The organism is Nocardiopsis endophytica, from assembly GCF_027706725.1.
Lineage (GTDB): Bacteria > Actinomycetota > Actinomycetes > Streptosporangiales > Streptosporangiaceae > Nocardiopsis_A > Nocardiopsis_A endophytica.
In genome coordinates this window covers 18,096-30,661 of sequence record NZ_JAQFWQ010000089.1, presented here as the reverse complement: position 1 = coordinate 30,661, position 12,566 = coordinate 18,096, and the positions used below count along the sequence as shown (strand labels likewise).

Annotated in this window: 10 protein-coding genes; 8 read left to right on the top strand and 2 right to left on the bottom strand. The window is 74.5% G+C overall.

What is annotated here, in order from left to right:
• Positions 1 to 515: 515 nt before the first annotated feature.
• Complete coding sequence (locus tag O4J56_RS24170) at positions 516 to 1,547, bottom strand: D-alanyl-D-alanine carboxypeptidase family protein (RefSeq protein ID WP_408639167.1); 1,032 nt, start codon at positions 1,545 to 1,547, stop codon at positions 516 to 518.
• Positions 1,548 to 2,143: 596 nt separating this feature from the next.
• On the opposite strand from O4J56_RS24170, the gene O4J56_RS24165 reads away from it, so the two are divergent.
• From O4J56_RS24165 to O4J56_RS24150, 4 genes are all read left to right on the top strand, one after another.
• The gene (locus O4J56_RS24165; RefSeq protein WP_270688909.1) at positions 2,144 to 5,497 is read left to right on the top strand and encodes a sensor histidine kinase; all 3,354 of its coding nucleotides are present in this window, start codon (positions 2,144 to 2,146) and stop codon (positions 5,495 to 5,497) included.
• A gap of 193 nt (positions 5,498 to 5,690) precedes the next feature.
• Positions 5,691 to 6,092, top strand: a complete 402-nt coding sequence (locus O4J56_RS24160) for a roadblock/LC7 domain-containing protein (RefSeq protein WP_026123694.1) — start codon at positions 5,691 to 5,693, stop codon at positions 6,090 to 6,092.
• 117 nt (positions 6,093 to 6,209) lie between these two features.
• Positions 6,210 to 6,623: a DUF742 domain-containing protein gene (locus tag O4J56_RS24155; protein WP_394296939.1), complete on the top strand. Its 414-nt coding sequence runs from the start codon at positions 6,210 to 6,212 to the stop codon at positions 6,621 to 6,623.
• A 34-nt stretch (positions 6,624 to 6,657) separates the two neighbouring features.
• Complete coding sequence (locus tag O4J56_RS24150) at positions 6,658 to 7,245, top strand: GTP-binding protein (protein WP_270680882.1); 588 nt, start codon at positions 6,658 to 6,660, stop codon at positions 7,243 to 7,245.
• 381 nt (positions 7,246 to 7,626) lie between these two features.
• Here O4J56_RS24150 and O4J56_RS24145 read toward each other — a convergent pair whose 3' ends face one another.
• Positions 7,627 to 8,316 carry a cyclase family protein gene (locus O4J56_RS24145; RefSeq protein ID WP_270688907.1) on the bottom strand — a complete coding sequence of 230 codons (690 nt, stop codon included), beginning with the start codon at positions 8,314 to 8,316 and terminating at the stop codon, positions 7,627 to 7,629.
• Positions 8,317 to 8,718: 402 nt separating this feature from the next.
• On the opposite strand from O4J56_RS24145, the gene O4J56_RS24140 reads away from it, so the two are divergent.
• The 4 genes from O4J56_RS24140 to O4J56_RS24125 all read left to right on the top strand — a co-directional run bounded on the left by O4J56_RS24140 (position 8,719) and on the right by O4J56_RS24125 (position 12,519).
• Positions 8,719 to 10,266: a DUF885 family protein gene (locus O4J56_RS24140; protein ID WP_270688905.1), complete on the top strand. Its 1,548-nt coding sequence runs from the start codon at positions 8,719 to 8,721 to the stop codon at positions 10,264 to 10,266.
• Between the two features lie 337 nt (positions 10,267 to 10,603).
• On the top strand, positions 10,604 to 11,392 hold the full coding sequence (locus tag O4J56_RS24135; protein ID WP_270688904.1) for a TerC family protein: 789 nt from the start codon (positions 10,604 to 10,606) through the stop codon (positions 11,390 to 11,392).
• Between the two features lie 192 nt (positions 11,393 to 11,584).
• On the top strand, positions 11,585 to 12,133 hold the full coding sequence (locus O4J56_RS24130; protein ID WP_270688902.1) for an HIT family protein: 549 nt from the start codon (positions 11,585 to 11,587) through the stop codon (positions 12,131 to 12,133).
• Between the two features lie 14 nt (positions 12,134 to 12,147).
• Positions 12,148 to 12,519: a thiol-disulfide oxidoreductase DCC family protein gene (locus tag O4J56_RS24125; RefSeq protein WP_270688900.1), complete on the top strand. Its 372-nt coding sequence runs from the start codon at positions 12,148 to 12,150 to the stop codon at positions 12,517 to 12,519.
• Positions 12,520 to 12,566: the final 47 nt, after the last annotated feature.

Sequence of the window (12,566 nt, the reverse complement as noted above, 5' to 3'; positions counted from 1 at the left end):
TGTCATTCCGGCGGTTTTGACAGCACTCCTGTCGAGATCATCGCCAGGAAGGGGGACACCGGGCTGGCGGCCGCCACGAACGCGCTCGGCCGCGCGCCCTGCCCACTGCGCCGCCCGCCCGGACCGAGAGCAGCCAGACGGACGGCAAGCAGGGTCAGGGAACCGCCCCCGCTTCTGCCGTCGCCGCCCTCCTCGGCGACCACGCACGCGCGCCTCGGCCGACAGCGCTGCCGGTAGGGCCGCCCACCTCCGTCGTCGCCGCCGATCAGCCCACACTCCGACAGCCCGGCGGCCGACAGTGCTGCGGCATGGGGCGCGGACCTCTCTTCGTCGCCGCTCTGCTGCCTGACACTCCATCGGCCTGCCGGACGGGCGGAGCCCGTGGGCGGGGTACCTGGCCTGCCGCCGACCTGTGTCGTACCTCTCCTCGCCGCTCTCCACTCAGCGCCCCACCGGGCGTCGCCCGTGTGACGCCAGGTCGGCCCTGCCGGCCCTGGTGGGGCCGTGGTGGGCGATCAGCCCTGGAACTCCCAGTGCCATGGTTCGAAGCCGTTCTGGGCCCACTCGGGGTTGTGCCATCCGTGGTCCGGCGCGTTGTCCATCATCCACTGGTACTCGTCCGTCCCCTCGGTCTCCACGCCTCCGCACAGGTCGACGGCGATGCCGCGGCCGTGGGTGCTCGTGCCCGGGGCGGCCGCCATGCCTTCGGCCTTCTCCTCGTACAGGCGGACCTGCTCGTCGATCGGGCGGTAGGAGTCGGCCACGCACATCGGGCGGCCGAAGCGGCCCTGGAACGCGCCGTCCAAGGAGATGAACGCCTTCGCGGCGTCCGCGCGCAGCCGCTCGCCCGGCTGGGGGAGGGGGCACAGCGCCGACTCGGGGATCTCCCCGTTGGGGTAGCCCGACACGTCGCCGCCTTCGCAGTCCTGCCCGCCCCCTCCGCCGCCGGACGACTCCTTCGGTGTCTCCTCCGGAGCCTGGCCCGCCTGCTTCTGCGGGCGGCCGTCCTCCTCGGCCTCCTGCGCCCGCCGCTCGCGCAGCCGCTCCTCCAGGCGCGACTGCTCGGCCAGCAGCCCGCGCAGGGTCTCGCGCCGGTCCTCCAAGGCGGACTCGGCCTCCTCCCGCGTCTCACGGGCCGCCTCCTCGGCGTCGGCGCGCTCGTCGCGGGCGTCCGCGGCGCGGTCGCTGAGGGTGCGCTTCGCGGCGCCGGCCGCCGCCGCGCGGTCCACCTCGCCCTGGCGGTGCGCGGCCAGAACCGACAGGAGCGAGGCCCTGTCCAGCGCCTCCTGCGGCCCGCGGGGGCTGCTCCAGGCCACCAGCGGGCCCAGGTCCGCTCCGGTGTAGGCGGCGACCGCCTGGCCGGCGGCGCCCGTGCGGACCCGCTCGGTGTGCTCGGCCGCGTTGTCCGCCGCGCGCTCGGCCGACCGCGCCGCCTCCTCGGCCCGGTCGAGCCGTTCGGACTCGGCCACGTGGTCGCGCATCGCCGACTCGGCCCGCTCATGCAAGGTGTCGATCTCGGCCCGCACCTCGGCCAGCGCGGCGCGCATCCGCGCCGGGGAGTCCTCCGGCGCCCCCGCCGCCGGAGACGCGGTGACGGCCAGCACCGTTCCGGCGCACACCACGGCGGCCAGGGAACGTTTCGTTCGGTTCCGGTGCCCCACTGTCGACACTCCCTCCGGACGGACCCCCTCCGGGTGACAGACTGTCACGGAACGGTGACAACTCCGTGCGATCCGTCCGGTGTGTTTGAAAAGTTATGCGCTGCCCGTTCGGGGTCCTCCGGCCCGATCGGACCTGCGTGATCACGGCCCAGGGGGCGGGTTCCGGGCCTGTGCGGAGATGAGGGCGAGCGGCCCGAAACGGACGGACCGGTGATCGGGGGGAGGTGACGCCGCTGGGTGAATTGGTACGCTGTGCTCCCCAAGTGCCCCATTTCCGATCATGGTGCACCACGCCTCACCCCCTCATGAGGCGGACCCCGGCGCGCACGTCCCCCCACCCTCGGCGTCGAGAGGCCGCCGCCGTGCCCCTGTGGACCGTCGGCGCCCACCGGAGTCCCCCTCGCCCCGTCCGGGCGCGGGCCGCCCCCGCATGAGGGCCATGTCCATCACCCGAGGCGGTGAACGAAAGGTTGCGAGGGTCCGTGTCGACACGAGCGGCGAGAACCGAGGCCGACGCCCCGCAGGCCGATCCCGGCCGGCAGGAGGAATCGGCTCCCCCCGTACGCGCCGGCCGCTGGTGGGCGCCGCGCAACTGGAGGGTGCGCACCCGCCTGGTCGCGCTGATCGTCATCCCCACCGCCGCGGCGCTGGTCCTGGGCGGCCTGCGGGTCGGCGAGAACGTGGGCGAGGCCGTCACCCACGACAACATCCAGAAGATGGCGACCCTCGGCAAGGACGTCGTCGCGCTCACCTCCGAGCTCGGCAAGGAGCGCCGGGCGGTGGCCGCCTTCATCGCCGACGACCGCAACCCCGATGAGCGCTCGGCGAGCCTGGCGCGCGACCTCGAGGAGCAGATCAAGGCGACCAACCGCGCCGAGACCCAGGTCAACGACCGGCTGGCCGAGCTCGGCGACGTCGGCGGCACCGTGGCCCGGGACCGGCGCGACCGCATGGTCAGCTCCCTCAACGGCCTGGACGGCGTCCGCGACGAGGTCCAGACCTCCACCATCACCGTCCTGCCGGCGGCCACCAAGTACCGCCAGGTGATCAACTCCCTCAACGAGTTCAACCAGGGCATCGCCGAGGGCACCGACGACACCGAGCTGCGCGAGAGCGTGCGCGCGATGACCTCGCTCAACCGCGCCCGCGAGCACCTGTCCTACGAGTCGGCGCTGATGCTGCACTCGCTGATGCGCGGGGAGATGTCCGGCGGCGTCCAGGAGGCCGTGCAGAACACCCGGTCCCGCTACGACAACGAGATGCAGAACTTCGCCGCCAGCGCCACCCCGGCGCAGCGGCAGATGTACGAGTCCACCTTCACCGGCCTCGAGATCAGCCAGATGATCACCACCCGGCAGCGGGTGCTGATGCGCGCCGACAACGGCAGCAGGCTGACCGGCGGCACCCGCAGCGACAGCCCCAGCGGCTACCAGAAGGTGTCCGACGTGTCGCTGGGCCTGGCCCAGCAGGGGGACGAGAAGATGGCCGACCTGGTCATCGACCAGGCCGGGGACCTGCGCCAGCAGGCGCTGTACCGCACCTTCCTCGACTCGGGCCTGGTGCTGGGCGTCATCATCGCCGTCTTCCTCGTCACCTCCCTGGTGATCCGGTCGCTGCTGCGCCCGCTGCGCCGCCTGCGCGAGGGCGCCCTGCGCGTCGCCGACCGCGACCTGCCCGACTCCATCAGCCGGATGAAGGACACCACCACCACGCCCGACCGGGTCGAGGTGGAGCCCATCGTGGTGGGCACCCGCGACGAGATCGACGAGGTCGCCCACTCCTTCGACGAGGTCCACCGCGTGGCCATGCGCCTGGCCTCGGAGGAGGCCGCGCTGCGCTCCAACGTCAACGCGATGTTCGTCAACCTATCCCGGCGCAGCCAGACCCTGGTCGAGCGGCAGCTCCGCCTCATCGACGGCCTGGAGCAGAGCGAGCAGGACTCCGAGCGCCTGGGCGACCTGTTCCAGCTCGACCACCTGGCCACCCGCATGCGGCGCAACGCCGAGAACCTGCTGGTGCTGTCCGGCCAGGACAACACCCGCAAGTGGGCCCAGCCGGTCCCGCTGGTCGACGTGCTGCGCGGCGCGGTCTCCGAGGTCGAGCAGTACGACCGGGTCAACGTGCGCGCCCCCTCCGACGTGTCGGTGCTGGGCCGCCCGGTCAACGACGTCATCCACCTGGTCGCCGAGCTGGTGGAGAACGCCACCTCCTTCTCCTCGCACGACACCCAGGTGTCGGTCACCGCGCAGGTCCTCGACGACGGCGGCGCCCGGGTCGAGGTCACCGACAGCGGAATCGGCATGGCCCTCGACGAGATCGACGCCACCAACCAGCGCCTGGCCGAGCCGCCGGTCATCGACGTCGCGGTCTCCCGCCGTATGGGCCTGTTCGTGGTCAGCCGCCTGGCCGCCCGCCACGGCATCCGGGTCCGGCTGGGCAAGGCCCAGGGCGGCGGCATCACCGCCTACGCCGACCTGCCGGCCGACCTGCTCATCACCCCGGTGGACCCGTCCGCCCCCGCCCTGCCGTCGCCCCCGGCGGTGCCCGACACCTACGCCGAGGCCACCGCCGCCTTCGCGGCGACCCCGGCCGCGGCCGAGCCGGACGGCGCCTGGGGGCCGGGCGGTGACGACCCGCTGCCCAAGCGCCGCCCCGGCAACAACATCGCCGGAGAGCCGGGCTCCCCCGTGCCGCAGGCCGAGGCCCCGGCCGAGCACCCGCCGTCCGGGGAGGACCTGTGGTCGGCCGGGTGGAACCGGAACCGCGGCTCGGCGGCCCCGTCCGCCCCGTCGTCCCCGTCCGTCCCCGAGGCCCCCTCGGCCCCGGCCGCCCCGGAGCCGCCGGCGGCCGAGCCCCCGGCGTCCTCGACCGGGCAGAGCCGGTCGGCCGGGTCGCTGTTCGACCCGAGCGGCACGGGGCCGCTCCCGGCCGCGCCGCCGCCCGGCTCGTCGCTGCCCACCCCGGAGCCGGCGCCCGAACCCCAGGCGCGGCCGGAACCGGTCGCCGGGGCGTCGTCCGGAGGGCCGGGCGCGCCGAACGGGCCCGGGTACGCGAACGGGAGCGGCCACAACGGTCAGAACGGCCACGCGAACGGCGCGTCCGGCGGCGAGGGGCACGGCTGGTGGCAGGAGCGCCCCGCCGAGGTCGCCGAGCCCTGGCGGAGCACCGAGCACACCGGTGTCGCCGAACCCGAGGCGCGGGAGGGCTACGGCTCCACCGCGTACCTGTCCCGCCGCTACGGCCGGGGCCAGGGCCCCGGGCAGAACACGGTGGTCCCGCCGTCCCCGGAGAGCGGATCGGAGGCCCTGCCGATCTTCGACGCCATCGAGTCCAACTGGTTCAAGCGCCGTACCTCCGGCCCGGAGACCGGCCCGCTGCCGACTCCGGCCGCCGGGGCGGCGCAGCCCGTCGCAGAGCCGCAGCCCCCGGCGGCGCCGCCCGCCGGACCGGCGGGCCGCGCGCCGCAGGCCGCCGCCGAGGCCCCGCCCGCCGCGGGCCCCGCACCGGCGCCCGAGCCCGGGCGCTCGGCCCAGGCCGAGGACGGCTGGCACTCCGACGCCGACCGCGGATGGCAGGCCGCGCGCAGCGCCGCCGAGCCGATCGCGGGCGGTCTGACCGATTCGGGGTTGCCAAAACGCGTTCCCAAGGCAAACCTTGTTCCCGGTACGGCGCCGCAGCCGGAGAACTTCCGGCAGATGCCGAACCGCTCGGCCGACCGGGTGCGCAACCGGTTCAGCGGCCTCCAGAAGGGGGTCCAGGAGGGGCGCAGCCAGACGGGCGAGTTCCGCCGCGGCGAGGGCCCGGGCACCGGGGATCCGTCGCAGGGGGAGCGGTAGTGTTCGTCCCCGCGCCCGCGCGCCCCGGCCGGACGGAGGTTCGGCGGGGCCGACGGACATCACGGGTGGGTGATGAATTAGCATCATCCGCACTTATCGCGACATTCAGCACCATAGAGTCACTACCGAGCACGACGTGGCCCGGACGGCGGTCCCCCCGCCGGTCAGGCCGGGATGGACAGGAGCACTTCGGATGAATCAACCGGTGAACGAGCTGAACTGGCTGATCACTGACTTCGCCAACCGGGTGCCGGATGTCGCTCACGCGATCGTCGTGTCCTCGGACGGGCTTCCGCTGGCCTCCTCGGCCGGCTTCCCCGGCGACCGCGCCGACCAGCTCGCGGCCATCGCCTCGGGCCTGTCCAGCCTCACCCAGGGCGCGGCCAGGGTCTTCGAGGGCGGCGCCGTCGCCCAGACCGTGGTCGAGATGGAACGGGGCCTGATGCTGATCATGGCGATCAGCGACGGGTCGTGCCTGGCGGTGCTCGCCGCCGCCGAGTGCGACCTGGGTCTGGTGGCCTACGAGATGACCCTCCTGGTCGAGCGGGCCGGCCGGGCGCTGACGCCGGCGGCGCGCACTTCGGACATGCACTGAATCCACCACCCCTGATCCACCACCGACAGGAGGATTGTGGTGGCACCTCACAGCAGAGATGCCGGGAGCGCCTCGTGGTTCGGGCAGCAGCCGGCCGGCGCCCCAGCGGCGCCGGGGCTGCCCCCGGGCGGCGTCGACGCCCCACGACCAAGTCAGCAGCCGGGGGAGCGTCAACCCCCTCCGGCGAACAACTCCCCCAGTTCGCTGGTCCGCCCTTACGCTGTCACGCGGGGACGGACCAAGCCCAAGGCGCAACTGCCGATGGAGGCGCTGATCTCGGCGACCGCCGCGGCGCGCGACGAGATGGCGACCCTGACCCCGGAGTGCCAGGCCATCGGCGAGCTGTGCAAGGAATGGCGCTCCGTGGCCGAGATCAGCGCGCTGCTGCGCATTCCGCTCGGCGTGGCCCGCGTGCTCGTGGCCGACATGTCCGAGCAGGGGCTGGTGCAGATCAGGTCGTCGCTCGACTCCGACAGCCGGCCCAACGTCAACCTGCTTGAAAGGGTGCTCAGTGGACTTCGCAAGCTCTAGCCCGGCCGAGGAGGGCGGTGCTGCTGCGAGCGCGATGACGTCGGTCAAGATCGTCGTCGCCGGAGGCTTCGGCGTCGGCAAGACCACGTTCGTCGGCTCGGTCTCCGAGATCGTGCCGCTGACCACCGAAGCGGTCATGACCAGCGCCAGCGTCGGCGTGGACGACCTGGCCAAGACGCCGGACAAGCAGACCACCACGGTGGCCATGGACTTCGGCCGCGTCTCGCTGGACTCGGACCTGATCCTGTACCTGTTCGGCACGCCGGGCCAGCACCGCTTCTGGTTCATGTGGGACGACCTGGTCAAGGGCGCGATCGGCGCGGTGGTGCTGGTCGACACGCGCCGCCTGGCCGACTGCTTCCCCGCGATCGACTACTTCGAAGAGGCGCGCCTGCCCTTCGTGGTGGCCATCAACGGCTTCGACGGGTACTACCCGCACGGTGCCGAGGAGGTCCGGGACGCGCTCACGCTCAGCCCGGAGATCCCGATCGTGCAGGTGGACGCCCGCGACCGCGGCTCGACCAAGGCGACGCTGATCACCCTGGTGGAGCACGCGATCTCGGTGGGCGACCAGGGCGCGGGCCAGGCGGCCTCGACCGGAGGCCAGGGCTCCTGGCGCTGACCGGCGCCGGAGGCGCCCGTACCGCACGCGCGCCCCGGCGCGCGGATCGAACGGCGGGCGCTACGGCACGGAAGGACCGCCGGGCGCCCGGTGCGCGGTGCCAGGGGGCGCCGCGCCGGAAGCCGTGCGCCCCGACGCCCTCCTCTCACGCGTGCCGCCAGTGGCCGGTGGGGCCGCCGGTGCGGCCATGGCCCGGCGCAGCGGCACGCGGACGGGTCGTGCCACCGACGCCGTTGACGCGGGCGGCGTTGACGCCGACGCCGCCGCCGACGGGCCGTGCGCTGCAAGGCGGCGGAGCGGCCCCGGCCGGGCAGGGGCTCCCGCGCTCCTGAAGCCCCCTTCGCCCTCGGTCTCCGCCCTCCCGGGAACCGGTACTCCCGGTCACTGATCCCGTACCAGGGCCACCGCCCGGACCGGTGCGCCGTCGCCGGAATCCAGGCGCAGCGGGAAGGCGCAGAAGCGCGCTCCCTGAACCCCTGGGGCACCGAGGCCGCGCAGGTTCTCGATCACCGTCCCACCTGCGCCCAGGATCGCCAGGTGCGCCGACCAGTCGTCCCCGCCCCGCCCCGCATAAGGGGTCTCGTCAGGGCTCAGCGTGTCCAGCCCCACGGTGCGTACGCCGCGCTCCACGAGCATGCGCGCGGCGGCACCCGACAGGTAGGGGTGGTGGTAGTAGTCCTCGGTGCCGTAGTGCCGGTCCCAGCCGGTGCGGACGAGCACGATCGCCCCCGGTACCAGCCTCTCCTCCCACGGGGCGAACGCCTCGGGGCCGATGGCGGTGCGCGGCGCCAGACCTGTGGCGTCCACGACGACGGCGGTCCCGGTGAACCGTTCCAGGGGGAGGTCCCCGAGCCTGACCCCGTCGTCCAGGAAGTGGTAGGGCGCGTCGGCGTGGGTGCCGGTATGCGACCCGAGGTCCAGGCGCACCGAGTTGTAGCCGTCGGCCGCCAGCGAACAGGCGGGCGAGACCACCGGTGGTGCGTCACCGGGGAAGACCTGTGTGCTCGGCCCCACCGGGTGGCTCAGGTCGACGACGCGAACAGTGCCGGGCGCAAGGGGGTCGGAGGGCATGGGCGGTCCTTTCCGGTTCCGGCGTCCGACGGTTCCTTCTCCTCGATCCTGTCGATCTCGGGGAAGCCGCGGTTGAATCGGACATCCTAAGCGCCCGCGCGGATGGGCGAATGTGCCCGGCTGTGCCGGCGTCGATCCCGGGAGGAACGACGCTGCCGGGCCGCCCCAGGTCGCGGCTTCTCGGTGTGTGTGGGCACGGGCTGCTCGCCCCGGGGCGCGTCGGTGCTCCCGCGATCACGGAGCTCTGCGGCCACCGCCCTGAGCGGGAAGGACGCCGGCACCCCAAGAACCCGGAACCCGAGGGCCGCTTTTCCCGGGATCAACGTCGTAGGCCCCTCGCGGAGGGGACGGGAGAGGCGGCCCGGGTGCGCCGGGCTCCGTGTGCAGGGCACCATGGAGGGGATGACTTCAGATCCCGATCCCGGTGCCAACGCGATGACCGACCGGTTCCGCCAGGTCGCCTCGCGCGTCCTGGACGCCCTGTTGGAGGACGCCCCCGACCTGGCCGCCGCCCTCGGCGACCCCCGATTCGCCGGGCGCCTGGCCGACCCCTCCGAGGCCGCGGAGGCCGAACGGGTGGGCCTGTTCTCCGACGCCCTGGGCGCCCTCGACGAGATCGACGACACCCTGATCCCGCCCGGGGACCGGGTCGACCTGGAGATGCTGCGCTCCTACGCCGGGTCCGAGCTCTGGCGCGCCGCCGAGCTGCGCCCGAGCGGATGCGACCCGCTGGCGCTGCTCCCCGACGCCGGGTTCGCCGCCCTCGCCGGGAGCCGCGACCCGGACCTGGCGGCGGCCCTCGCCGAGCGCTGCCGCGCCCTGCCCGACTTCCTGGAGGCCGCCCGCGAGCGGCTGACCGCGGGCTCCGGCATGCCCCGCGCCAACGCCGAGGAGGCCGCCGAGCGCGCCCGGCGCACCGCCGACCTGCTGGAGGCCGCCCGCGTCCCCGAAGGGGCCGAGCCCGGCACCGCGGAGGAACGCGCGACCGCCGCCGCGGCGCTGCGCGCGCACGCCGACTGGCTGCCCGCCGCCGCGCACCCCGGCGCCGACCCGCGCCTGGGGGAGCGGTCCTACGCGGCGCTGCTGTGGTACGGCCTGGACGCCCAGATCGACCCGGAGACCCTGCTCACCCGGGCCGAGAGCGACCTTCTCGCGGCGGAGGAGGAGCTGGCCGAGGCGGCCGCCGCATTCGGCGGCGCCGGCCCCGACCGGATCCGGCAGGGCCTGGAGCGGCTGGAGCGCGAGTTCGCCCCGCTGGAGGGCGACGCCGCGCGGCAGGCGGCCGAGTACGGGCGCGAGCGGGTCCGCGCACGCGCGTGCGCCCTCGGACTGCCCGGCGCCGAGGAGGTGCCGCGGGCCGACCTGGAGCCCGTGCTGGCAGAGGGCTCGGCGCGGCGCGCACCGGAGCTCTACCTGGCCGCCGCCCGCGAGGACGCGCCCGGACGCGCGTACCTCAGGGCGCGCGAGGCCGACGAGGTCAGGGCCGGGGCGGTCCGCAGGGCGCTGCGCAGCCCCGTGTTCGACGCCGGGTGGGCCGCGCTGGCCCAGGCCATGCTCGACGACGCCGGGTGGGGCCTGGACGACGACCACGCGGAGGCGGCCGTGCGGCTCGTGCACCGCAGGGAGCGCCTGCGCGCCGCGGCCCGGGCCGTGGTGGACGTCAGGGCGCACGCCCGCGACATGACCGAGGAGGAGGGCCGGGAGCTGCTGGTCGAGCGGGCCCGGCTCACCGGCGCCGAGGCGGCCCGGTGCTGGCGCTCGACGCTGGCCGGGCCGACCCGCGGGGCGGTGGCCTATGTCGGCCGCCGGGACGTGGCCGACCTCGACCGCGACGTGGCGGTGGAGGACCCGAAGGCCGCCCCGGCCGACCGTGCGGAGACCCTGACGTCCCACGGCGCGCCCCCGCCCCGCCTCCTGCGCGAACTCCTGGGGTTGGCGCCCCCGCTCTGAGGAACGCGCCATCGGGGGTCCGTCTGCCCGGTGCCCCCTTCGCGATGATCTCGACAAGGGTGCTGTCAAAACCGCCGGAATGGCAGCACTTCCGTCGAGATCATCGCCGAGGGGGCGGCGTTCGGCGACGGGGCTGGCGGGACGCCCCTGCGCCGCCTCGTTCGCGTGTCGCGAATGTGCCGGTCAGCGGGCTCGCGTTCGCGTCGAGCGGCGCCGACCGCTAACATCCGCATGCCCGCCCGGGCTTTTGCGCAGGTCCTCCCTGTGCGCCCCGGGCGCGCGCGGACGGCCGCCCGCCGCCCGCGGAACCGACCCCTCACTCCTCGGAGTACCTCTCATGGCGACCGATCTGGTCATCGGTTTTTTCACGCTCACCGCGCTGGAGATCGTCCTCGGGATCGACAACCTCGTCTTCATCTCGATCCTTGCGGCCAAGCTGCCGGTGCACCAGCAGGACCGCGCCCGCAAGCTCGGCATCGGACTGGCGCTCATCTCCCGGCTGGCGCTGCTGGGATCCATCACCTGGATCATGCGGCTCACCGAGCCGCTGTTCTCCCTGTTCGGGCACGAGTTCAGCGGCCAGTCGCTGATCCTGCTGGTCGGCGGCCTCTTCCTCATCGGCAAGGCCACCTATGAGATCCACGAGAGCCTGGAGGGCGAGGAGGACCACGCCGGCTCCAAGGTCCGCGCCGCCTTCGGCGCGGTCGTCGTCCAGATCGTCGCCCTGGACATCATCTTCTCCCTGGACTCGGTCATCACCGCGGTCGGCATGATCGGCAACAAGCCCGGCGGCATCTGGGTGATGGTCGCCGCCGTGGTCATCGCGGTCATCGTGATGCTCGTCGCGGCGGGGCCGCTGGCCCGGTTCGTCAGCGCCCACCCCACCATCAAGATGCTGGCGCTGGCGTTCCTGCTGCTCATCGGCACCACGCTGGTCGCCGACGGGCTCGGCTTCCACGTCCCCAAGGGCTACATCTACACCGCCATGGGCTTCTCCCTGTTCGTGGAGGTCCTCAACATCGTCGCCCGCAAGCGCCGCGCCGCGGCCAAGCCGGTCAAGCTCGCCAGCCGCTACGCGGAGAAGGAGGGCGCCGCCGCCGGCGACGGCGGCGAGGACAAGGCCTGACCGCCTGAACCGGCGCCTCCCGGACCCGGGGGCGGCCCAGGCGCCGAGCGCGTCCGGGCCGCCCCTTCCGCGTGCCCCCGGCGCCCGGAACCCGCGCGGCGGCGGGGAACCCGGCCGCCCGCCCCCGGCGCCGGGCCGGTCCCCGGTCACCTATGCTGGGGCCGACGGCAGGCGGACGGAGACGAGCGTGCGATGAGCGGTGCAGAGCAGGGCGTCCAGGACGGCGCGGACCCCGACGGCTTCCAGCGGCTGTGGACCCCGCACCGGATGGCCTACATCAAGGGCGAGGACAAGCCCGTGGGCCCGGCGCCCGACGACGGCTGCCCGTTCTGCCGCGCACCCGGCCTGCCCGACGCCGACGGCCTGGTCGTGCACCGCGGCGAGCACGCCTACACGGTGATGAACCGCTACCCCTACAACAGCGGCCACCTGCTCGTGTGCCCCTACCGCCACGTGTCCGGCTACACCGACCTCGACGCGGCCGAGACCGCCGAGGTCGCCCGCCTCACCCAGGCGGGGATCGCGGCGCTCACCGCCGCCTACGGCCCCCAGGGCTTCAACGTCGGCATGAACCTGGGCACCGCCGCCGGCGCGGGCATCGCCGCCCACCTGCACCAGCACATCGTCCCCCGGTGGGGCGGGGACACCAACTACATGCCGGTGATCGGCCAGACCAAGGTGCTGCCCGAGATGCTGGAGCAGAGCCGGGCGCGCATCGCCGAGCACTGGCCCGCGCGCTGACGGGCGGTGGTCGCATGGCACCCGTACTCATCTACGACGGCGACTGCGGGTTCTGCACGGCCTCCGCACGCCTGGCCGCCGAGCGCATCGCCCCGGGCCTGCGCATCGTCGAGTCCCACCGGGCCGACCTGCCGCCCGGGCTGCGCGCCCGCGCCCGCGACGAGGTCCTGCTGGCCCACCCCGACGGCCGCCGCGTCTGGGGCGGCGCCGACGCCGTGGCCGTGTTGCTGACCGCGGGCCCCCGCCCCGCGCTGCGCCCGGTCGGCGCGCTCATGCGCGCCCCCGGCCTGCGGGAGCTGAGCGGCCTCGCCTACCGCTGGGTGGCCCGCAACCGCCACCGCATGCCGGGCGGGACCGCGTCCTGCGGTGTGCCGCGGGCCGGGTGAGGGTGCCGCCGCCCCGGGCGGGGCGGCTCGCGGCCCGGACCCGCAGT

Coding starts and splice junctions, on each gene's coding strand:
- O4J56_RS24170 (WP_408639167.1), bottom strand. CDS start 1,547: ATGCGCGCCGCGCTGGCCGAGGTGCGGGCCGAGATCGACACCTTGCAT.
- O4J56_RS24160 (WP_026123694.1), top strand. CDS start 5,691: ATGAATCAACCGGTGAACGAGCTGAACTGGCTGATCACTGACTTCGCC.
- O4J56_RS24150 (WP_270680882.1), top strand. CDS start 6,658: ATGACGTCGGTCAAGATCGTCGTCGCCGGAGGCTTCGGCGTCGGCAAG.
- O4J56_RS24145 (WP_270688907.1), bottom strand. CDS start 8,316: ATGCCCTCCGACCCCCTTGCGCCCGGCACTGTTCGCGTCGTCGACCTG.
- O4J56_RS24140 (WP_270688905.1), top strand. CDS start 8,719: ATGACTTCAGATCCCGATCCCGGTGCCAACGCGATGACCGACCGGTTC.
- O4J56_RS24135 (WP_270688904.1), top strand. CDS start 10,604: ATGGCGACCGATCTGGTCATCGGTTTTTTCACGCTCACCGCGCTGGAG.
- O4J56_RS24130 (WP_270688902.1), top strand. CDS start 11,585: ATGAGCGGTGCAGAGCAGGGCGTCCAGGACGGCGCGGACCCCGACGGC.
- O4J56_RS24125 (WP_270688900.1), top strand. CDS start 12,148: ATGGCACCCGTACTCATCTACGACGGCGACTGCGGGTTCTGCACGGCC.